This window comes from Streptomyces varsoviensis (assembly GCF_000718635.1).
In the GTDB taxonomy this organism is placed as follows: Bacteria; Actinomycetota; Actinomycetes; order Streptomycetales; family Streptomycetaceae; genus Streptomyces; species Streptomyces varsoviensis.
Window position 1 is genome coordinate 75,443 of the sequence record NZ_JOBF01000023.1, and the last position, 19,213, is coordinate 94,655.

The following is a 19,213-nucleotide window of genomic DNA, read 5'->3' on the forward strand; positions in this document are numbered from 1 at the left end:
CCCGACCCGGGCGCCGCACCGCGCCCCTGGGAGACCGCATGCTCAACATCTCCGCCGAACAGACCGCGCGGCACCTGGCGTTCGACGCCCTCATCCCCGCCCTGCGGGCCGGCTTCGCCCGCGGCGCGCACGCGCCCGACCGCCACCACCACGCCGTCGACGGCGCCCCGGGGGCCACGCTGCTGCTCATGCCCGCCTGGTCCGAGGGCGGCTACCTCGGGGTGAAGCTCGTCGACGTGTTCCCCGCCAACTCCGAGCTCGGCAGGCCGGCGCTGTCCTCCGCGTACGTCCTGGCCGACGCGGCGACCGGCGAACACCTGGCGCTCGTCGACGGGAACGAACTCACCCGGCGGCGCACGGTGGCCACCTCCGCGCTGGCCGCGAGCTACCTCGCGCGCCCCGACAGCGAGGTCCACCTGGTCGTCGGCACCGGACACATCGGCAGCCTCGCCGCCGCCGCGCACCGCAGCGCGGTCGGCACCTCGCAGGTCCTCGTCTACGACCGGCGGCCGGAGCGGGCGGAGGCCCTGGTGGCGGCGGTGCGGACGGACGGCATGGAGGCGCGGGCGGTCACCGACCTCGCGGCGGCGGCGGGCGAGGCCGACCTCATCACCTGCGCCACGCTCGCGGAGGAACCGCTGATCCGGGGGGAGTGGCTGCGGCCCGGCACCCACCTCGACCTCATCGGCAGCTTCCGGCCGTCCATGCGGGAGGCGGACGACGAGTGCGTACGCCGCGGGACCGTGTTCGTCGACACCCCGACCGCGCTGCGCGAGTCGGGCGATCTGCTCCAGCCGATGGCCTCCGGCGCGCTGCGGGCCGAGGACATCGCGGGCACGCTCCCCGAGCTGTGCCGGGGCGAGGTGAAGGGGCGCCGGAACGCCGCCGAGATCACGGTGTTCAAGTCCGTCGGCGGCGCGGTGGCCGACCTGGCCGCGGCGGCGCTCGTGTACGAGCGGGTGGCCGCGGAGAGCGCGCCGTCGGACTGAGGGGGCGTCAGGGGGCCGTGCCGTCAGCGGAGTCGGCAGGCGTCGAGCGGGGGTCACATAGGCGCTGAGCGCCTTCAGGCGGCATCAGCCGCCGACGCTCCACGAGACCGTGCCGTCGGCCGTGACCAGGGCCGCGAGGACGATCAGATCGGCGGCGCCGAGGGCGAGGCCCAGCCAGGCTCGGCCGCGCCGCCCGGTGGATCGGGCCAGCGCGAGGGTGCCGAGCACCAGGGCGCAGGGGCCGAGGACGAGGTTGAAGACCAGCAGGCCGACGAGGCCGAGGACGAAGGAGGCCACCGCCATGCTGTCGGCGTCGTTGCGGCGCGGGCGGCGGCGGTCGGCCGGCTCGGCGGGTGCGGCGGTCGCGGAGTCGGCGGGGGCCGTGGTGTCCGGGTGTGTGGTGCGTACCGGTGCGGAGACGGTCATGGGTCAGCGCTCCTTTGTACGTTCGCGGACGGTGAAGACGAGAAGCCAGACGGCGATGAGGGCCGCGGCGGGGATCAGGAAGTGGAGGGGGGTGTGCGCCGCGGCGCCCACGAGGACCCCCAGCAGGAGAAGCGCGGCGACGAGGAAGATCATGTCGGTCCTTTCCGAGTAGGGGCCGTGATCCGTTGTCAGTGAACAACTGGAATGACAACTGTTCACTGACTTCCACAGTCTAGCGTTGCCCAATCCGGAGAACGGTTGTTTACTGAATGATATGAGTCACACGCCCGGGGTCCGGCAGGCCCAGAAGCAGAAGACCCGCCAGGCGCTCCTCGACGCGGGCCTGCGCCTCCTGGAGGACCAGAGCCTCAGCAGCCTCGGGCTGCGCGAGGTCACCCGCGTCGTCGGCGTCGCCCCGGCCGCCTTCTACCGGCACTTCCGGGACATGGCCGACCTCGGCGTCGCGCTGGTCGAGGAGGCGCTCGGCAGCCTGCACGCGATGATCCGCACGGTCCTCGCCGAGCAGGACGGCGCCCAGGAGCGCATCGACCGCACGGTCGAGGTGGTCGCCGCGCACGTCCGCGCGCACCCCGCCCACGTCCGCTTCGTCGCGCGCGAGCGGCACGGCGGCGTACGGGCCGTGCGCGAGGCGATAGGCGAACAGCTCGCGCTGTTCGCCGACGAGGTCGCCGAGGTGCTGCCCGGCCAGTCGGAGCTGACGGGCTGGAGCGAGCGGGACGCGCACATGCTGGCCGCGCTCTACGTCGACCACCTGGTGATGACGGCCTCCGCGTTCCTGGAGGCGACGCCCGAGGAGGCCGAACGGATCGCCGGCCGGGCGCGGCAGCAGCTCAGGCTGATCAACCTCGGCTGCCGCCACTGGCTCGACGAGTAGGCGGCGCGGGGCTGGGGGAACGGGAACCACGGGGCCCTCGGGCTCGCGCTTGTACGCGCGCCCCTCGGCCTCAGTCCGAGTCCGGCACCACCGCCACCGGGCACGCCGAGTGCAGCAGCACCGCGTGCGCCACCGAGCCCAGATGGTGACCGATCGTCAGCCGCCGGCGGCGCCGGGCGACCACGACGAGATCGGCCGCCTGCGAGGCGTCCACGAGCTGCCCCGCCGCGTCGCCCGGCTCCGCGCGCACCTCCACCTCGACCTCGGGGTGGCGCTCGCGGTGCGGGGCGAGGTGCGCGCTCACCTCGTGCTTGAGCGACGCGGCGAACTCCGCCGTCTCGCGCTCGTACGGCAGCACGAACTCGTACGCGCTCGCCAGCGTCACCGGCTCCGGGTAGCCCGAGACGACCTGGAGCACCGCGCCCGACCGCGCGGCCGCCTCGAAGGCGTAGCCGGTCGCCGCGTTCGCCTCGGGGGAGGGCGCGAGGCCGAGCGCGATCCGCCCGTACGGGCGGCCGTCGCCCCCTGCCCCTTCCGCCCGTTCTTCCGCCGCCTCGTCCGTCTCGTCCGCCGGGCGCGGCACGACGACCACCGGGCTCGCGGCGCGCGCCGCGCAGGCCAGGCCGTTGGAGCCGAGCAGCAGGCTGGCGAACCCGCCGCGCCCGCGCGAGCCGAGGACCAGCAGCGCGGCCTGTGCTCCCAGCTCCGGCAGGTCGTGGCCGGGGTCGCCGCCGATGGTGCGCCGCCGCAGCTCGGGCGGGCCGTCGGGGAGCGATTCGAGGAGCTGCCGGGCCGCGTTCAGGACCGGGTCCTCGTCCTCCGTCGGCACGGAGACCGGCACGACGGCGTCCGGCGTCACGGGCTGCATCTTGGTGACGTACGGCCAGATGTGCACGACCTCCAGCGGTACGCCCCGCCGCCCGGCCTCACCCGCCGCCCAGCGCAGGGCCCGGTCGCTGTCGGGGGAGCCGTCCACGGCCGCGATCACCGGCAAGGTGCTCATCCGCGTCTCCAGTTCAGTCAGTTTCGGTTAGTTTCAGTCGGTGTCAGTCGGTTCAGTCTTGATCGATCACTCCGTCTTCGGCACCCCTGCCCACTGCCGAGAGGGGTAAAAGGGGCGAAAGTCCCCAGTAGGTCGGATATGACCGCCCGACCGCGCTACGACGCGCTCGGCCGTTATCGGGGGCAGCCGCCGACCGGCACCGCGTCAGTCGTCGGCCGGCGCCGCGCCGACGACGCGCGGGCGGAACGCGAGGATGGCGGCGGCGACCTCGTCGAGGTGGCTCTCCAGGAGGAAATGGCCGCCGTCGAGCAGGACGATCTCCGCGTCCGGGGCGTCGCGCCGGAACGCCTCCGCGCCGGCCGGCCCGAAGATCTCGTCGTTGCGGCCCCAGATCGCGAGGACGGGTACGCGGTGCGAGCGCAGCCATTCGTGCACCGCCGGGTACCGGTCGCGGTTGCTCGCGTAGTCGCCGAACAGGGCGAGCTGGGCCCGGTCGACGCCGGGGCGGGCGAGCAGCGCGAGGTCGTGCTCCCAGGCGTCGGGGTCGATCAGGCTGGGGTCGGGGACGCCGTGCGTGTACTGCCACTCGACCGCTTCCCGGCTCAGGGCGGGGCGCAGCAGCGCCTCGTTCTCCGGGCTCCGGTGCCCCCCGTAGGCCCAGATGGGCGCCCAGAAGTCCGGTACGAAGCCGGCCTCGTAGGCGTTGCCGTTCTGCGAGACGACGGCGAGGACCGCTGCCGGGTCGGCCAGGGCGAGCCGCCAGCCGATCGGTGCGCCGTAGTCCTGGACGTAGATCGCGTAGCGGCGTACGCCGACGGCGGCCAGGAAGCCGCGGGTCACCTCGGCGAGGGCGTCGAAGGTGTAGTCGAACTCCGACACGTCCGGCGCCGACGAGCGGCCGAAGCCGATGTGGTCGGGCGCGATCACCCGATAGGGCCCGGCCAGCGCGGGGATCAGGTGGCGGAACATGTGGGAGCTCGTCGGATAGCCGTGCAGCAGCAGGAGGACGGGGGCGTCCGCGGGGCCCGCCTCCCGGTAGAAGACGGTCAGGCCGTCGACGTCCGCGGTCCGGTGGTGAACAGCGACCACGTTAACCCCTTAAATCGATTTAACTGGTTAGGTTAGTCTGATCCTGCACGGGGCCGTATGGCGTGTCAAGACGAGTCGAGAGCCGAGAAGGGGCGAGCCGTGGTCGAGGACGAGGACTTGCTGTTGTCCGTCATCAACAGCGCACCGGTGCTCGACGGGCGCCCCACGGACGCCCTGGCCGGGGCCGGGGCGGCGGAGCGGGTACGGGCGCTGGGCGGGCGCGGCACGGACGCGGAGCGCGAGCGGCTGCGGCGGGTGCGGGACGCGCTGCACCAGCTCATCCGGGGGACGTCCACGGACGTCGGCGACCTGGCCGCCCTCCTCGAACGGGCGCGGCTCCGCCCCGCCGTCACCCCCGCGGGCGTCGCGTGGGAACTGGAGGCCGCGCCCGACGACGAGCTGGCCGTCCGCACCGTCCTCGCGTGGTCGCGCGTCATCACGGAGCTGCCGGGGCGGCTGCGGGCCTGCGCCAACGACGAATGCAACCTGTTCCTCGTCGATCACAGCCGCCCCGGCACCGCCCGGTGGTGCTCCATGGCGGTCTGCGGCAACCGGATGAAGGCGCGCACCCACGCCCGTAAGCGGCAGCTCGGGTAGGGACCGGCGCCCTGCGGCCCCAGCCCCTCAGCCCCCCGCCCCCTCAGCGGCGGACGACCCGCACCCGATAGCTCCCGCCCTTGTTCTTGCCCTCGCTTCCGCCCTCCGCCGGGACCTCGATCCGGATTCCGTGGCGCCGGTCGGTGAACGCCTGGCCGGGCGTGAAGGCCGCGTCCGACAGCTCCGCGTCGACATTGGGATGGCGGCTGCACCCGCCGCTGTGCGGCGTGGAGTCGACGACCGTGACGGGCCCGCCGCCCGTGTCGACCGAGGTGTCCACCCAGGAGAGAAGCACCCCCGGCCGGCACACCGACTCGTCGTTGCCCTCGCGGCGGCGCACCTCCACCGCGTACCCGCTGTGGCGGTTCACCGGCACGAACACCATCCGCACGCCGCCGCTGGGCGCGTGCGCGTTCAGCGGAGTGAGCCGCTCGGTGCGCGCGCCGGGCCCGGTGACGCAGCGGACCTGCCGCCGGGCGAGCCAGCCGAGCTTCCACTTGTGCCAGGCCATGACGTCGTTGCCCGGTCCCCAGTCCTCCGACATCAGGTCCCAGTGCCCGGCCAGGCTGCCGCCCCCGGCGTCCGTATAGAGGTCGGGGAGGCCGAAGACATGGCCGTTCTCGTGGCTCAGGACGCGGAAGGCGCTCGGGCCGGTCTGCCGCCCGTAGATGAAGGAGACATTGGCGAGCGGCACGCCGCCGGCGCTGGGCGCGTCCGGGTTGCCGCTGAAGGTGACGGACAGCACGGTGTCGGTCGCCGGCGGCCCGGCGTTCGGCGTGACCAGGACGTTCACCAGGTCGTACGGGCGGAAGTCCACGGCCGGGCGGGCCGCGGCGGCGGCGCGGGCGAGGTCGCGCAGCAGCCGCCGGTACCCCGGCTCGAAGGTGGAGCCGCGCTCGATGCCGTACGAGCGGAACGGGCGCGGCATCCGCAGCCAGCGCTTCAGGGGCAGCGCGGGGCGGTAGTCGAGCCGCCCGTACGAGGCGGCCTCGAACCACTGCCGCACCCGCGGGAAGAACTCCGCGTACCGCTGCCGCGCCGTGCCGCGCCCCGGGGCGTCCGGGAAGTCGATCGCGAGGGTGAGCGCCCGGACCGTGCCCGTGCCGCGCACATAGCCGGGGGCGGTGGGCAGCCCCTCGGACATCTGCGTCCCGGCGCCCGGGGCCGGCGCGCACGCCCCGCCCCCGGACGGCCCGTCGGCGCGGGGCCGGGGGTCGGTCCCCAGCCGCCGTCCCGCGGCGGGCCCGCCCGGCGCGGCGGTGGCCGGGTCCGTGGGGGAGGAGCCCGCGGCGGTCACGGCGACGGCGGCCAGGAGCGCGGTCGCGGCGAGGGCGCTGCCGCGGCGCGGCGTGCGTATCGGGGGGCGGCTGGGGTCCATGACGGTTCCCTTCCGGTCCGAGGGGAGGCGGGGGCCTGGGGGCGGGGAGCGCCCGGCGTACGGAGGCGCGTGGGGGAGTGGAGGCGCGCGGGCCCGGCGGACGGTGCGGGCGGCAGGGGCGCGGCCCGCACCCCCCGCCCGCTCAGCGCTTCGCGGTGACGCGTACGCGCCAGCGGCCTGCGTCGTCCTGGCCGAGGACCTCGACGGTGACGCCGTCGGCGGCGAACGTCTGGCCCGCCCGGTAGGTGGCGTCGCTCAGCGCCGGGTTCACGTTCCGTTCCCCGGCGGCGCACCCCGCGCTGCCGGGCGTGGCGTCCGAGACGCGGACCGGGCCGGTGCCGGTGGCCGCGGCGGCGTCGACCGTGGCGACGAGCACTCCGGGGCGGCAGACGGCCGGGTCGAGGGGGCCGCGGTCGCGAGCCTCGACGGTGATGGCGCGGGTGGCGGAGAGCGGGACGACGACGAGCTTGGTGCCGTCGGCGGACGTGGTGGGGGTCAGCGTGTGGGTGCTGGTACCGGTGCTGGTGCTCGTACGGGTGTCGGTGTGGGTGTTCGTACCGGCGTCGTCGCGGGTGCTCGTACGGGCGTCGGTGCCGGTGCCGGGGTTCGTACGGGCGCCGGCACCGGGTCCCGTGGCCGGCCCGGCGTCGGCGGCGACCGGCGGCACGCAGTGCACCTGTCCGGCGCGCAGCCACCCCAGCTTCCACTTGTGCCAGGCCAGGAAGTCGTTGGCCGGCCCCCAGTCCTCGTCCATGGGGTCCCAGTGGCCGACGGGCGAGGGCCGCCGGTTCCCGCCCGTGTAGTACAGGTCCGGGAGGCCGAAGGAGTGCGCGACCTCGTGGTCGAGGACCCGGAAGGCGCTGTCGCCGGTCTGCCGGCTCCAGATGAAGGAGGCGTTGGTGAAGGGGACGCCGTCGTCGGTGTCGAGCCCCAGCGGGCCGCCGCCGAAGGTGACGGACAGCACGGTCTCGGTGGCGGGCGGCCCGGCGTCCGGGGCGGCCAGCACGTTGATCACGTCGTACCGGCGGAAGTCGATGTCGCGGTCGACGGCGGCGAGTATCTCCTTGGACAGCGCGTGGTAGCCGCTGCCGGACGCGGGGTCGAAGGGCGTGCCGCGACCGATGCCGTACGCGGCGAACGGCTTGGACATCCGTATCCAGCGGGCGTACGCCGTGGGGCGGTAGTCCAGCCGCCCGTACGACGCCGCCCGGAAGTAGTCGGCGGCCCGCGGGAAGAACTCCCCGTAGCGCTCGCCCACGCTGCCGGCGGCGGGCGCGTCGGGGAAGTCGATGAAGAGGGTGATGGCGCGCACCGTCCCGCTGGACCTCGCGTACCCGGGCGGTGTGCGCGCGACCTCGGAGACGTGGTCCCGTATCCCGGTGAGCGCGCACGGGCCGTACGGGCGGCCGGGACCGTTCGGGCGGTCGGAGCCGTAGGGGCGGTCAGGACCGTACGGGCGGTCAGGGCCGTACGGGCGTCCGGGGCCGTGGCGGTGGCCGGGGCCGTACGGGCGGAGGGCGGCGTACGCGTGGCCGGGGGAGTACGGGCGGGCGGCCGAGGCCGTGGGGGCCGCCGCCGGCGGGGCCGGGCGGTCGGCGGCCCGGCGTGCGGCGGGCGCGGGCGCGGTGAGGGGCAGGGCGAGCGGGAGGGCGAGCGCGGTCGTCACCGTCGTGGCCACGAGCGCGGTGGCTATGTGGGACATGCCGATCACCTCGGTCCAGCGGAGCGGACGCCCGAGCGCGGACGCCCTCTGTGTTCACCCTGTTCCGGAGCGTGTCCGGGCGCTCTCTCGGTTACGGCGGACGGGTGACGGGTGGCCGGTGCGCGCACCAGGGGCGACACGCGGTATTCCGGGGCCGGACGCGGCGCGTGATGCCCGATTTGCCGGACGTGTCGCAGGTCACAGCCGCCCGGTGAAATATCCGGGGAGCCGTTCCCCGTTTACAGGTACGTCTCGCACAAGCGGGGAGTCAGTCCCCGGTTGCGAGGGGCAAAGTTACGGATACGTACGGAAATCCCCGTACCCACCGGCCCGGACCGGGTCCGCGGGCCAACCCGCGGATCGACGGCGGGGGCCCGCAGTGAGATCAACTGAAGTGAGAGGAGTGCACCGATGGCAGCCACCGCCGCCGTCCCCGCCGCGAAGCCCGCGCACCACCGGCTCCGCGCCGACGCCCTGCGCAATCGCGAGCGGATCGTCGCGGCGGCCCGCGAGATGCTCGTCGAATACGGGGTCGATGTCCCCCTCGATGAAATCGCTCGACGGGCCGGGGTCGGCAATGCCACTCTGTACCGGCACTTCGCGGACCGGTGCGAACTGGTCCACCACGTCAGCCTGTCGGTCATGTCCCGCATCGCGGAACAGGCCGAGCGCGCACGAGCTGAGGAGCCCGATGCTTTCCTGGCGCTGAGGCGCTTCGTCCACGCCGCGGCGGACGAGCGCATCGGAGCCCTGTGTCCCCTGCTCGCCGAGAGCGTCGCGCGCAGGCACCCCGATCTCGCCGAGGCGCGCGACCGCCTGGAGGCGACGACCGAGGAGCTGATGGCGGCGGCCCGCGACGAGGGTCTGCTCCGCTCCGACATCGCCGCGGGCGATCTGATGGTGGCCCTCACGCAGCTCACGCGTCCGCTGCCCGGCAGCGGCTGTGCGAACTTCGACCAATTCGTCCACCGGCACCTCCAACTGTTCCTGGACGGCCTGATGACTCCGGCCCGTTCCGAGCTCAGCGGTGCCGCCGTGACCCTGGAGGACCTGCGCCGCACGCCGTGATCCGGCTTCCGCCTCCTGTCCGACCGATCCGTCCCGACCCCGTTGTCAGACCCCTGCGCAACAATCGACATCCATAGCGTTCAGTCTTCAGGCTTCAGCCCTTCAAGGTCCCGACGTGCGTCGCACGTCCTGTCTCGTTTCCTGTCCGGCGTCCGACGTTGTAACGTCCGGCCCCCGGCGCGCGTCGTGTCCTGTGTCCCGTTTTTTCCACCCTCCGCACCGCTAGGCGGCTACACCCATGCCAGATTCCGTCCGTCAACTCGATCCCCGGCGCTGGAAAGCGCTCATATTCATCGCGCTGGCCCAGCTCATGGTGGTCCTCGACGCCACCATCGTGAACATCGCGCTGCCCTCCGCCCAGGCCGACCTCGGCATCTCGGACGGCAACCGGCAGTGGGTCATCACCGCCTACGCCCTCGCCTTCGGCGGTCTGCTGCTCTTCGGCGGCCGCGTCGCCGACCTGTGGGGCCGCAAGCGGGCCTTCCTGATCGGCCTCGTCGGCTTCGCCGTCGCCTCCGCCCTCGGCGGCATCGCCAACAACACCGGAATGCTGCTCGGCGCCCGCGCGCTCCAGGGCATCTTCGGCGCCCTGCTCGCGCCCGCCGCGCTCTCCCTGCTCGCGGTGCTGTTCACGGAGGCCAAGGAGCGCGCGAAGGCGTTCGGCATCTTCGGCGCCATCGCCGGTGGCGGCGCGGCCATCGGCCTCTTCCTCGGCGGCGTGCTCACCGAGTACCTGAACTGGCGCTGGACGTTCTTCGTGAACATCCCGTTCGCCGCCGTCGCCGCGGCCGGCGCGGTCTTCGTCGTCCGTGAGCCCGCGGGCAGCCGCAACCCGTCCAAGCTCGACATCCCCGGCGTCATCCTGGCCAGCCTCGGTCTGGTCTCGCTGGTCTACGGCTTCACCCGCGCCGAGTCCGACGGCTGGAGCGCCGGCATCACCATCGGCCTGTTCGTCGGCGCCGTCGTGCTGCTCGCCGCCTTCGCGGCCGTCGAGTCGCGCGTGAAGAGCCCGCTGCTGCCGCTGCGGGTCGTGCTCGACCGCAACCGCGGCGGTGTCTACCTCGCGCTCGGTCTCGCCGTCATCGGCATGTTCGGCCTGTTCCTCTTCCTGACCTACTACATGCAGGTCGTCAAGGGCTACACCCCGGTCACCACCGGCCTGGCCTTCCTCCCGATGGTCGCGGGCATGACCATTGGCTCGACGCAGATCGGCGCCCGGCTGATGACCCGCGTCCCGGCGCGGCTGCTGATGGGCCCGGGCTTCCTGGTCGCCGCCATCGGCCTGCTGATCCTGACCCAGCTCAGCGCGGGCAGCTCCTACTCGGGGCTGATCCTGCCCGGCCTGGCCCTGATGGGCCTCGGCATGGGCACGGCCTTCATGCCGGCCATGAGCCTGGCCACGCACGGCGTCCAGCCGCGCGACGCCGGTGTCGCCTCCGCGATGGTCAACACCTCGCAGCAGGTCGGCGGCGCGATCGGCACCGCGCTCCTGAACACCGTGGCGGCCAGCGCCACCACCGCGTACGCGACGTCGCACGTGGCCTCCGCCACGACGCCCGCGGCCCAGCAGGCGCTCAAGCTCAACGCCTTGATGCACGGCACCTCCACCGCCATCTGGTGGGCCTTCGGCATCCTCCTGGTCTCCTCGGCGATCGCCTTCCTGTTCGTCAACGCCGGTCGCCAGGGCGGCGCCCAGTCCGGCTCCGGCGAGGGCGAGGCCGCGCTGGAGGACGCCATCCCGGTGATGGTGCACTGACCGCACCGGTACGGGGGCGAAGCACGCTCGTACACACGTGAAAGGCCCCTGCTGCCCAGCAGGGGCCTTCCGCGTGAGCGGGCACGGCGCGCGGCTCCGGCGCGTACGACCCGGACCCGCCGTCACGTACGTACGCCCGGGGTACGGGCGCGTGGCGGTGCCGTTCCGCACGTACGCCCGGGGTGCGGCGCACGGCGGTGTTACGGACGTACGCCGGGGGTACGGGCGCGTGGCGGTGCCGTTACGGACGTACGCCGAGGGTGCGGCGTACAGCGGCGTTCCGGACGTACGCCGGGGTACGGGCGTACGGCGGCGTTACGGGCATGCGGGGGTGTCACGCCCGTACGGACCGCGCCGCGCGGCGGCGGTATGCGGCCCCGGTGCCGGGCCCGGGCTCCGGTCACGGCTGCGCGCTAGCGCAGCCACGGCAGGTCGGCGCCCTCCGGTTGGAGGCCCTCGGCCATCACCCGGCAGATCTCGCCGAGCGACCTGGCCTGCTCCGGTGTGAGCCGGTCGAAGATGGCCGCGCGTACCGTCTCCACATGGCCCGGCGCGGACTCCTTGAGGACCTCGAACCCCTCGTCGGTGAGGACGGCGAGCTGGCCGCGCCGGTCCTCGGGGGAGTTCTCGCGCCGTACCCAGCCCTTCTTCTCCAGCCGGGAGACGGCGTGCGAGAGACGGGACCGGGTGATCTTGGCGTTCTGGGCGAGATCGGTCATGCGCATCCGGCGCCGCGGCGCGTCGGAGAGCAGGACGAGGAGGCCGTAGTAGATGTGCGGCATCCCGGCGTCGCGCTGTAGCTGACGGTCGAGGTGGTCTTCGAGGAGGGTCCAGGCGTGGTGGTACGCGCGCCAGATGCTCTGCTCCTCGTCGTTGAGCCAGCGAGTCTCTGCCGCGGGTGGGTTCGTCATGGCGTCCACTGTTTCATTCGAAGCTGGATTCTTGAAGCTTAAACATTTTCGGGTTAGGGTGCGCTTACTAGCTTGAGAGTTCAAGTACCCGGAATCTTGGAGAGGCACGTGTCCGCCACCGTCCCCGCATCCGAGGCCGCCGCCGCGCTCGCGCCGGCGACCGACGGGCGCATGCCCGCCCTCTACCTCTCGCACGGTGCGCCGCCGCTCGCCGACGACGCGCTGTGGCCCGGCCAGCTCGCCGCTTGGTCCGCCGCGCTGCCCCGGCCCACCGCGATACTGATGATCTCAGCGCACTGGGAGGAAGCGCCGCTCGCCCTCGGCGCCACCGAGACCGTGCCGCTGGTCCACGACTTCTGGGGCTTCCCCGAGCACTACTACCGGGTGCGCTACGCCGCCCCGGGCGCGCCGGAACTCGCGGAGCGGGTGCGCGCCACGCTCCGCGCGCCGGGCACGCCCGTACAGGACATCCCCGACCGGGGCCTGGACCACGGCGCGTACGTCCCGCTCGTCGAGATGTACCCGGACGCCGACATCCCCGTGCTCCAGGTCTCCATGCCCTCCCTCGACCCGCGCCGGCTCATGGAGATCGGCCGGCGGCTCGCGCCGCTGCGCGACGAGGGCGTGCTGATCGTCGGCAGCGGCTTCTTCACCCACAACCTCGCCGCGCTGCGGCACGCGGGGCCGACGCCGCCCGGATGGTCGGCGGAGTTCGACGACTGGGGGCGCCGGGCCCTGGCGGCGGGGGACGTGGACGCCCTCCTGGACTTCGAGCACAAGGCGCCGGCGGGCCACCTGGCGCATCCGCGCACCGAGCACTTCGCCCCGCTGTTCGTCACCCTCGGCGCCGCCGACGCGGCCGGCGACCTCGACGGGGCGCGCAGCGTCATCGACGGATTCTGGATGGGGCTGGCGAAGCGGTCGCTCCAGTTCGGGTGAGAAGGGCTGCTGCCGAGACCGTCAGTCGTCGTCGGGGTCGATCAGCCGAATGGCGTTCAGGGCCGCCGACAGGGCGCGGGTGTCGCCGTCCTCCGACGCGGCCGCCACGTCCAGCGCGGTGTCCGCGAACTTGATCACGTGCTCGTCGCCGTGCGCGACCGCCCGTTCGAAGACCTCCTCGGGCGTGAGCGAGGACGCGTCGGGCGCGGGGCGCGGGGTGTCGGCGGCGTAGATGGCGGTGACCGCCGCCGTCGCGGCCCAGGCCGTCGCGAGCGAGGCGCCCCACAGCTCCTCGGGGAGCGCGGGCAGGGTGCGCAGCACGGCGTTCGGCGCGGTGGCGGAGTGCACCAGCATGATCTCTTCGCCGTGCCCGTAGTCGGCGTAGTTGAGGGTGGCGGCCCGTACGAGCGCGGTGAGCTGCTCGCGGACCGCCTCGGGGTCCTCGGGGACGCGCAGCGAATCGACGGCCGGCAGCCAGCCGGAGGTGGCGGGAAGCTGCGCGTAGCCGGCCAGGACGCCCACCTGCTGGTCGGCGACGCGGGGGAGCGCGGCCAGGGCCGCGGCGGGCGACGCGCCGCCCGAGGGGCGCACGGCGACGGGCAGCGTCAGATGCCGGGCGGCCCAGTAGCCGATGGCGTGCGCCAGCTCCGCGCGGCGCGGGGCGTCCTCGCCCTCCGTCAGCAGGGTGCGTACGGCGTGGCCCACCCGGATCACCGGATGGGTGGCGGCGCCCGCGATGCCGGGCAGCAGTCGCGGCCACCACTCGGCCAGCACCTCGCGCCAGGGGCGCTCGGCGAGCTGCTCGCCGATGTACGCGCTCCAGTCGGCGACCCGGCCGATGTCGCCCAGCGCCTCGCGCCAGTCGGCGTCGGTGATGCGGGCCCGCGGGCCGGGCACCTCGTCGAGCTTCGTCTCGTACGCGTCGAGCCAGCGGTGCACGGCGGCGGACCGGCCGTGCCGCGCCATCGCCTCGACGGCCATCGGGCCGTGGTTGCTCAGATACCCGTTGAACTCCGGGCCCGAGGCGTGCAGCCGCTCAAGCGCCTCGTCGAGTGTGCCGTTCCCGCGCGTGGTCTCCATGGGCGTCTCCATGCGCCGAGGCTAGGTCGGCGCCCATCGCGCCCGTAACGGTCCGCGGCCCTACCGCCGGGCCGTCCGCCGCCCTAGGCCCATGGTCGGACGGAGGCGGCCGCGAGGGATCTCCCGGGGGCCGGGGCCGGGGCCGGGCCGGGGCCGGGGCCGAGGCCGGTGCTGGGTGCGGGGGGAGAGGCCGGGGCGGGTCGTCGGCGTGGGCTCAGCGCGTCACGTGTGGTTCGTGGGCGCGGAAGACGTACAGGGCGACCAGGGCCATCGCGCCGCCGAGCACGAGCCCCATCACGACGGACCGCAGTACGGACGGGCCCGTCAGGCTGTAGAGGAACCCCATGGCGCAGCCGAAGAGCACGCCGAACGCGAGCCCTCGCGCCTCGGTGGGCAGGGCCGCGCGGTGGCGGACCAGCGCCAGCCCGAGTACGCCGCTGACCACGGCCGCCACCAGCGCCAGGAGCGCGGCGCGGCCCCAGGAACTGCCCGTGCTGTGGTCGAGGAAGAGGACGTACAGGCCGTAGACGACGGCAGCGGTGACCGGCAGGGCCACGCCGGGCGAGACGTGCGGCCGGTGCTGCGCCCCGTGGCGCGGGCGGGCCGCGGTGGCGCCGGGGTGGTGAGCGGGTGTCTGCATGGCGGGCTCCTTTCCCAGGCCCCTCCTCGCGTCCGTCCCTCCAGGACGAATGTCCTTCAGGTGCTCAGGTGCTCGGGTGCTCGGGTGCTCAGGTGCTCGGGTGTTCAGGTGCTCAAGCGCTCATCTCCAGGGCACACCCGCCCGGGGGACCCGTCAACTGGATCAGGGGCGCAGATCAGATCTGATCAGAGCCGGTCGGGCCCGGTCAGAGGGGGCCCTCGGACAGGCCCCGTCCGTCCGCGGAGAGGTCCTTCTCGTACCAGGCCACGTCCCAGTAGCGGCCGAATTTCCGGCCCACCTCGTGGTACGTGCCGAGCGGCTCGAAGCCGAAGCGCCGGTGCAGCCGGTGCGAGGCCTCGTTCGGCTGGGTGATCCCCGCGTAGGCGCGGTGCACGTCCTCCCCGGCCAGGGCCTCGAAGAGCGCCTTGTAGAGCAGCGTCCCGACCCCGCGCCCGTCCGCGTCGGCGGCGCAGTAGACGGTGGTCTCGACGGAGGTCGCGTACGCGGCCTTGGCGCGGAGGGGGCTGCTGGTGGCGTAGCCCAGGATTCGGCCGCCCGGCGACTCCTGCGCAACCAGAAGGCGGTATGGGCCGTCTTCAGGATGGGAGAGCAGCCAAGGACGGCGCCCCTCCGGTGTGAACGGGGCGGTGTCGAACGTGATCGGCGTCTCACGGACGTAGTGGTTGTAGAGGTCGGTGAGCGCGTCGAGGTCTGTGACGACGCCCGGTCTGACCTGCACTTCCTGTGGTTCCGACAGCATGGGAACCCTCCCTGTGGCGGCACAGGGTACTGCATGATCACAAAAATATGAGCGCGGCTTGGGAATTCTGTCCGGATTCCAGTCGTTCTTTCCATCGGACGGGGCACCCGGCAGGGAGTTCCGCACCCCATCCCGCGACCGACTCATCGCAAGGGAGCACGCATGGCAACCCGTGCCGTCGCCCGTCGTCAGACCGCTAGCAATGGTGCTGACGGGGTAAGCAGTGTTCGCGCTGTAGGCGGAGAGATCGCCGACCGCGACCTGGTCGGCATGTACCTCGACGAGATAGCGCGTACGCCCCTGCTCGACGCCGCAAAGGAAGTCGAGCTGTCCCAGACCATCGAGGCGGGCGTCTACGCCCAGCAGATCCTGGACGGCCAGATCGAAGAGGACAGCGCCGTCAAGGCGGAGCGCGCCGAGCTTGAGGCCATCGCCGCCGAGGGCGCCCGCGCCAAGGACGTCTTCATCAAGTCCAACCTGCGCCTCGTCGTCGCCGTCGCCCGCCGGTATCCGCGCAGCGGCCTGCCCCTGCTGGACCTGATCCAGGAGGGCAACGCCGGCCTGGTCCGCGCGGTCGAGAAGTTCGACTACGCGAAGGGCTTCAAGTTCTCCACGTACGCGACGTGGTGGATCCGCCAGGCCATCACGCGGTCCATCGCCGACCAGTCCCGTACGATCCGGCTGCCCGTGCACCTCGTCGAGGAGCTGGGCCGGATCCGGCGCGTACAGCGCGAGTTCAACCGGGAGAACGGCCGCGACCCCGAGCACGCGGAGATCGCCGCCGAGCTCGGCACGAAGCCGGAGCGCGTCTCGGACGTGCTCGACTGGGCCCGCGACCCGGTCAGCCTGAACATGTCGGTGGACGACGAGGGCGAGACCCAGTTCGGCGACCTGCTGGAGGACACCTCCGCGGTCTCGCCGGAGCAGTCCGTGCTGACGCTGCTGCGCAGCGAGGAGCTGGAAGACCTCATCGGCCGGCTCGACCACCGCACCGCCTCCATCATCAAGGCGCGGTACGGCATCGAGGACGGGCGCGAGCGCACGCTCACCGAGGTCGGCAAGCAGCACGGCCTGACGCGCGAGCGCATCCGGCAGATCGAGAAGCACGCGCTGCTGGAGCTGAAGAAGATGGCCCGCGACACCGGCTTCGACGCGGCGGCGTAACGGGCCGCTGCGCCGCGGTCGGCCCGCCGCGCGAGCCCACCACTGGCCGGCCCAGGCGCGGCCGGCCCCATGAACGAGCCCCGGTGCCCTCCCCCCCCTGCGCCGGGGCTCCCCTTTTTCTCCGGATTCGTACCGGTCTGTTCGGTCTGTTCGGTCTGTTCAGTCTGTTAGGTCTGTTCGGTCTGTTAGGTCGCACTCATATCGGCGCTGACGCCGACGCCTACGCCGATGCCCACGGCGCGGTTGATCCGTGCGCCCAGCTCGCGCAGCAGCTCGACCAGTTCCCGCGGCTCGTGCACCTCGAAGTCGCAGCCGAGCAGCGTCAGCCGCAGCGCGAGCCATTCCAGCTCGGCGTCATGGGTGCGCAGCAGAGCGCTGTGCTCGTCGATCGGGGTGAGGCGGAACGACTCCGGCAGCCGCCCCGCCAGCGCCTCGACGGGCTCGTACACCGTCACCGACGCCTCGATGCCCTGGCGTACCCCCGCCAGCGAACGGGCGACGAACGCGGCGGCGTCGGCGGCCGGCAGCTCGCGCGGCGCGAACCGGGCGCCCGTCGCCCGCGGGTCCCGCAGCCGGTCGACGCGGAAGGTGCGCCAGTCCGTACGGTCGGTGTCGTACGCGACGAGGTACCAGCGGCGCCCGGTGCACACCAGCCGGTACGGCTCGACGTGCCGCTTCGTCTCGGCCCCGTCGACCGCCCGGTAGCCGAACCGCAGCCGCTCCTGGTTCATCGCCGCCGCGGCCATGACGGCCAGGGACCGCGGGTCGACGGCCGAGCCGTGCTCGGGGGCGAGCGCCACGGTCGCCCCCTGGAGCGTGCCGACGCGATGGCGCAGCCGGGCGGGCAGCACCTGCTCCAGCTTGGCCAGGGCCCGTACGGACGCCTCCTCGATCCCCTCGACGGCATGGCTCGCGGCCGTACGCAGCCCCACCGCGATGGCCACCGCCTCCTCGTCGTCGAGGACGAGGGGCGGCATCGCGGCCCCGGCGACCAGCCGGTAGCCGCCGACCGAGCCCAGCGTGGCCTGGACCGGGTAGCCCAGTTCGCGCAGCCGGTCGACGTCGCGGCGGATGGTGCGCACGCTCACCCGGAGCCGTTCGGCGAGCTCGCTGCCCGGCCACTCCCGCGGCGTCTGGAGCAGCGAGAGCAGGTTCAGCAGGCGGCCAGGGGTGTCGGTCATGACGCCCAGCATGCCTGGCAATGCGGACAGCCGGTGACCTAGGCGGCGCCGGGAACGGAACGGCCGCACGGAGCACGGAGCACGGAGCGCGGAGCCGCACGGAGCACGGAGCCGCACGGAGCCGCACGGGCCGGCGCTCGGCGGCGGCCGGGTGGTCAGCGAACGATGCCGACGCCCGTGGCGGCGGTCAGCGAATGATGCCGGCGTCCGTGGCGGCGGTCAGCCAGGTGGAGAACTCCCGCGTGAGCTGGTGGTACAGCTCGCTGTCCGAGAGCGAGCGCGGGTTCCTGCCGGCGGCGAAGAAGCCCGCGTTGTCGATGACGCGCCTGGTCGGTACGGGCAGCTCGTCCAGGCGGCGCAGGAAGGCGAACTGCTTGTCCTCGGGGTCCCCGAACGCCACGAACTGCCAGAAGATCGGCAGCTTCGCCGCCGTGCACAGCACGTGTTCGGCGGCGGCGCGGGAGCTGGGGCCGCCGTCGGTCTGGAAGACGACGAAGGCGGGGTCCGTGGCCCCGGATTCGGCGTAGTGGTCGATGACGGCCTGCATGGCCAGGTGGTAGTTGGTGCGGCCCATGTGCCCGTAGCCGTCGTGCAGCGCGTTGACGCGTCCCTCGTAGTCGTCCAGGCCGAGTTCGGCTATGCCGTCGACCTCGGTGGAGAAGAACACCACCGGTACGGTGCCGTCGTCGTCGAGGTTCGCGGACAGGCCCAGCGCCCGCTCGGCGAGGTGCTGCACGCTGCCGTCCTTGTAGTAGCCGCGCATGCTGCCGGAGCGGTCGAGGACGAGATAGACCGCGGCCCGCCGGCCCGCCATCCCGGCCTTCTCCAGGGAGATGCGGGCGGACTTGTAGAGGTCGAGCAGCTTGGGCGCCGCGGCCTGCACCTTCGTCAGATCGATCGCGGGAGCGGGGGCGGGTGCGGAGGCAGAGGCAGAGGCAGAGGCGGGCGGGGACGTGGGCGTGGGGGCGGGTGTCGCGCGACGCTTGGTGTAGTCGATCCTGGGCGCGGCGGGGCGCTTGGTGTAGTCGATGGTCATGAGACTCCCCTTGGGCGTGCTGCGGACGAATCACCCGCTGCGGGCACGTTACGTCCAACTCGTACGGCCCGTGGGCGCGGTGGCACGTACGGTCGCGCGACGGCGGGCGACAGCGCGGCGCTCGTCCGGTGGCGATTCCGGTCCCCTGGGGCCCTCCCGAAAGTCCTGGGGCTGGTGTTAACTGGCGATATGTTCGCCGCTGACGCGCTTCCTCAGCAGATCGGCCTGGCCGTGCTGCTCGCCGCCATCGTCTTCCTGGTGGTGGGGCTGGTCCGTAACGCACGGCGGGGCACCATGTCGCCGCTGCCCTGGGCGAGTCCGAGCCAGGCCGGGGAGACACCACCGGCCGAGCGGTCGCCGACGTCCGCGACGCCTGCCGACCCCGCGGTGCCCGCCGATACCGCGCAGTCCACGCCCTCCGCGGCGTCCGCGGCTCCGCCTCCGAGGGAGAGCGTGGAGCTGACGCCCGCCGAACGCGAGGCGTTCGCCGGTCTCGTACGCCAGTGGAAGACCCCCTTCCAGCGCTGACCACGACGTCGGCGTTCGCCGAGCCCTGAGCCTGAGCCCCGGTCCCTGATCCCTGATCCCATAGTTCTGAG

At 73.3% G+C, this 19,213-nt stretch carries 20 protein-coding genes; 8 read left to right on the forward strand and 12 right to left on the reverse strand.

Going from position 1 to position 19,213, the window contains the following annotated elements:
- Positions 1-38 precede the first annotated feature (38 nt).
- Complete coding sequence (gene lhpI, locus IF55_RS28125; RefSeq protein WP_048832612.1) at positions 39-989, forward strand: bifunctional Delta(1)-pyrroline-2-carboxylate/Delta(1)-piperideine-2-carboxylate reductase; 951 nt, start codon at positions 39-41, stop codon at positions 987-989.
- An 84-nt stretch (positions 990-1,073) separates the two neighbouring features.
- Here lhpI and IF55_RS28130 read toward each other — a convergent pair whose 3' ends face one another.
- Together IF55_RS28130 and IF55_RS39845 are read right to left on the reverse strand one after the other, a co-directional pair.
- Positions 1,074-1,415 (reverse strand): DUF4190 domain-containing protein, encoded by a 342-nt coding sequence (locus tag IF55_RS28130; protein ID WP_030891732.1) that lies wholly within the window; start codon positions 1,413-1,415, stop codon positions 1,074-1,076.
- Between the two features lie 3 nt (positions 1,416-1,418).
- A complete protein-coding gene (locus IF55_RS39845) occupies positions 1,419-1,568 on the reverse strand; it encodes a hypothetical protein (RefSeq protein ID WP_030891735.1) in 150 nt (49 codons plus the stop codon).
- 121 nt (positions 1,569-1,689) lie between these two features.
- Between IF55_RS39845 and IF55_RS28140 the strand changes: the two genes are divergently transcribed.
- On the forward strand, positions 1,690-2,310 hold the full coding sequence (locus IF55_RS28140) for a TetR family transcriptional regulator (protein ID WP_030891738.1): 621 nt from the start codon (positions 1,690-1,692) through the stop codon (positions 2,308-2,310).
- A 70-nt stretch (positions 2,311-2,380) separates the two neighbouring features.
- On the opposite strand, the gene IF55_RS28145 is transcribed toward IF55_RS28140, so the two are convergent.
- Both IF55_RS28145 and IF55_RS28150 read right to left on the reverse strand, forming a co-directional pair.
- Positions 2,381-3,313, reverse strand: coding sequence for a universal stress protein (locus IF55_RS28145; RefSeq protein WP_030891741.1), 933 nt, complete (start codon positions 3,311-3,313; stop codon positions 2,381-2,383).
- A gap of 204 nt (positions 3,314-3,517) precedes the next feature.
- Positions 3,518-4,402 (reverse strand): alpha/beta fold hydrolase, encoded by an 885-nt coding sequence (locus IF55_RS28150; RefSeq protein ID WP_030891743.1) that lies wholly within the window; start codon positions 4,400-4,402, stop codon positions 3,518-3,520.
- 99 nt (positions 4,403-4,501) lie between these two features.
- Here IF55_RS28150 and IF55_RS28155 point away from each other — a divergent pair, with 99 nt between their 5' ends.
- On the forward strand, positions 4,502-4,999 hold the full coding sequence (locus tag IF55_RS28155; protein ID WP_030891746.1) for a CGNR zinc finger domain-containing protein: 498 nt from the start codon (positions 4,502-4,504) through the stop codon (positions 4,997-4,999).
- Positions 5,000-5,042: 43 nt separating this feature from the next.
- On the opposite strand, the gene IF55_RS28160 is transcribed toward IF55_RS28155, so the two are convergent.
- Together IF55_RS28160 and IF55_RS40880 are read right to left on the reverse strand one after the other, a co-directional pair.
- On the reverse strand, positions 5,043-6,377 hold the full coding sequence (locus IF55_RS28160; protein WP_030891749.1) for a M6 family metalloprotease domain-containing protein: 1,335 nt from the start codon (positions 6,375-6,377) through the stop codon (positions 5,043-5,045).
- A 142-nt stretch (positions 6,378-6,519) separates the two neighbouring features.
- The gene (locus tag IF55_RS40880; RefSeq protein WP_245661467.1) at positions 6,520-8,079 is read right to left on the reverse strand and encodes a M6 family metalloprotease domain-containing protein; all 1,560 of its coding nucleotides are present in this window, start codon (positions 8,077-8,079) and stop codon (positions 6,520-6,522) included.
- Positions 8,080-8,490: 411 nt separating this feature from the next.
- On the opposite strand from IF55_RS40880, the gene IF55_RS28170 reads away from it, so the two are divergent.
- Together IF55_RS28170 and IF55_RS28175 are read left to right on the forward strand one after the other, a co-directional pair.
- Complete coding sequence (locus IF55_RS28170; RefSeq protein ID WP_030891755.1) at positions 8,491-9,147, forward strand: TetR/AcrR family transcriptional regulator; 657 nt, start codon at positions 8,491-8,493, stop codon at positions 9,145-9,147.
- Positions 9,148-9,385: 238 nt separating this feature from the next.
- Positions 9,386-10,903, forward strand: a complete 1,518-nt coding sequence (locus IF55_RS28175) for an MFS transporter (protein WP_030891758.1) — start codon at positions 9,386-9,388, stop codon at positions 10,901-10,903.
- A 413-nt stretch (positions 10,904-11,316) separates the two neighbouring features.
- Here the strand turns inward: IF55_RS28175 and IF55_RS28180 are convergent, their stop codons facing one another.
- Positions 11,317-11,814: a MarR family winged helix-turn-helix transcriptional regulator gene (locus tag IF55_RS28180; protein WP_037967137.1), complete on the reverse strand. Its 498-nt coding sequence runs from the start codon at positions 11,812-11,814 to the stop codon at positions 11,317-11,319.
- Between the two features lie 171 nt (positions 11,815-11,985).
- On the opposite strand from IF55_RS28180, the gene IF55_RS28185 reads away from it, so the two are divergent.
- Positions 11,986-12,753, forward strand: coding sequence for a dioxygenase family protein (locus tag IF55_RS28185; protein WP_030891763.1), 768 nt, complete (start codon positions 11,986-11,988; stop codon positions 12,751-12,753).
- Between the two features lie 21 nt (positions 12,754-12,774).
- Here IF55_RS28185 and IF55_RS28190 read toward each other — a convergent pair whose 3' ends face one another.
- The 3 genes from IF55_RS28190 to IF55_RS28200 all read right to left on the reverse strand — a co-directional run bounded on the left by IF55_RS28190 (position 12,775) and on the right by IF55_RS28200 (position 15,233).
- Positions 12,775-13,833: a questin oxidase family protein gene (locus tag IF55_RS28190; RefSeq protein ID WP_030891765.1), complete on the reverse strand. Its 1,059-nt coding sequence runs from the start codon at positions 13,831-13,833 to the stop codon at positions 12,775-12,777.
- 214 nt (positions 13,834-14,047) lie between these two features.
- Positions 14,048-14,473, reverse strand: coding sequence for a hypothetical protein (locus tag IF55_RS28195; RefSeq protein ID WP_030891767.1), 426 nt, complete (start codon positions 14,471-14,473; stop codon positions 14,048-14,050).
- A gap of 205 nt (positions 14,474-14,678) precedes the next feature.
- Positions 14,679-15,233: a GNAT family N-acetyltransferase gene (locus IF55_RS28200; protein WP_048832615.1), complete on the reverse strand. Its 555-nt coding sequence runs from the start codon at positions 15,231-15,233 to the stop codon at positions 14,679-14,681.
- Positions 15,234-15,395: 162 nt separating this feature from the next.
- On the opposite strand from IF55_RS28200, the gene IF55_RS28205 reads away from it, so the two are divergent.
- Positions 15,396-16,397: a sigma-70 family RNA polymerase sigma factor gene (locus IF55_RS28205; RefSeq protein WP_030891773.1), complete on the forward strand. Its 1,002-nt coding sequence runs from the start codon at positions 15,396-15,398 to the stop codon at positions 16,395-16,397.
- Positions 16,398-16,582: 185 nt separating this feature from the next.
- Here the strand turns inward: IF55_RS28205 and IF55_RS28210 are convergent, their stop codons facing one another.
- Together IF55_RS28210 and IF55_RS28215 are read right to left on the reverse strand one after the other, a co-directional pair.
- Entirely contained in the window at positions 16,583-17,578 is a 996-nt protein-coding gene (locus tag IF55_RS28210) for a helix-turn-helix transcriptional regulator (RefSeq protein WP_211270046.1), read from the reverse strand.
- A gap of 187 nt (positions 17,579-17,765) precedes the next feature.
- The gene (locus IF55_RS28215; RefSeq protein ID WP_078645356.1) at positions 17,766-18,614 is read right to left on the reverse strand and encodes a vWA domain-containing protein; all 849 of its coding nucleotides are present in this window, start codon (positions 18,612-18,614) and stop codon (positions 17,766-17,768) included.
- Positions 18,615-18,803: 189 nt separating this feature from the next.
- Here IF55_RS28215 and IF55_RS28220 point away from each other — a divergent pair, with 189 nt between their 5' ends.
- Complete coding sequence (locus tag IF55_RS28220; RefSeq protein ID WP_030891780.1) at positions 18,804-19,142, forward strand: hypothetical protein; 339 nt, start codon at positions 18,804-18,806, stop codon at positions 19,140-19,142.
- The last annotated feature ends 71 nt before the right edge of the window (positions 19,143-19,213 follow it).

Coding starts and splice junctions, on each gene's coding strand:
- lhpI (WP_048832612.1), top strand. CDS start 39: ATGCTCAACATCTCCGCCGAACAGACCGCGCGGCACCTGGCGTTCGAC.
- IF55_RS28130 (WP_030891732.1), bottom strand. CDS start 1,415: ATGACCGTCTCCGCACCGGTACGCACCACACACCCGGACACCACGGCC.
- IF55_RS39845 (WP_030891735.1), bottom strand. CDS start 1,568: ATGATCTTCCTCGTCGCCGCGCTTCTCCTGCTGGGGGTCCTCGTGGGC.
- IF55_RS28140 (WP_030891738.1), top strand. CDS start 1,690: ATGAGTCACACGCCCGGGGTCCGGCAGGCCCAGAAGCAGAAGACCCGC.
- IF55_RS28145 (WP_030891741.1), bottom strand. CDS start 3,313: ATGAGCACCTTGCCGGTGATCGCGGCCGTGGACGGCTCCCCCGACAGC.
- IF55_RS28160 (WP_030891749.1), bottom strand. CDS start 6,377: ATGGACCCCAGCCGCCCCCCGATACGCACGCCGCGCCGCGGCAGCGCC.
- IF55_RS40880 (WP_245661467.1), bottom strand. CDS start 8,079: ATGTCCCACATAGCCACCGCGCTCGTGGCCACGACGGTGACGACCGCG.
- IF55_RS28170 (WP_030891755.1), top strand. CDS start 8,491: ATGGCAGCCACCGCCGCCGTCCCCGCCGCGAAGCCCGCGCACCACCGG.
- IF55_RS28175 (WP_030891758.1), top strand. CDS start 9,386: ATGCCAGATTCCGTCCGTCAACTCGATCCCCGGCGCTGGAAAGCGCTC.
- IF55_RS28180 (WP_037967137.1), bottom strand. CDS start 11,814: ATGACGAACCCACCCGCGGCAGAGACTCGCTGGCTCAACGACGAGGAG.
- IF55_RS28185 (WP_030891763.1), top strand. CDS start 11,986: ATGCCCGCCCTCTACCTCTCGCACGGTGCGCCGCCGCTCGCCGACGAC.
- IF55_RS28190 (WP_030891765.1), bottom strand. CDS start 13,833: ATGGAGACCACGCGCGGGAACGGCACACTCGACGAGGCGCTTGAGCGG.
- IF55_RS28195 (WP_030891767.1), bottom strand. CDS start 14,473: ATGCAGACACCCGCTCACCACCCCGGCGCCACCGCGGCCCGCCCGCGC.
- IF55_RS28200 (WP_048832615.1), bottom strand. CDS start 15,233: ATGCTGTCGGAACCACAGGAAGTGCAGGTCAGACCGGGCGTCGTCACA.
- IF55_RS28205 (WP_030891773.1), top strand. CDS start 15,396: ATGGCAACCCGTGCCGTCGCCCGTCGTCAGACCGCTAGCAATGGTGCT.
- IF55_RS28210 (WP_211270046.1), bottom strand. CDS start 17,578: ATGACCGACACCCCTGGCCGCCTGCTGAACCTGCTCTCGCTGCTCCAG.
- IF55_RS28215 (WP_078645356.1), bottom strand. CDS start 18,614: ATGACCATCGACTACACCAAGCGCCCCGCCGCGCCCAGGATCGACTAC.
- IF55_RS28220 (WP_030891780.1), top strand. CDS start 18,804: ATGTTCGCCGCTGACGCGCTTCCTCAGCAGATCGGCCTGGCCGTGCTG.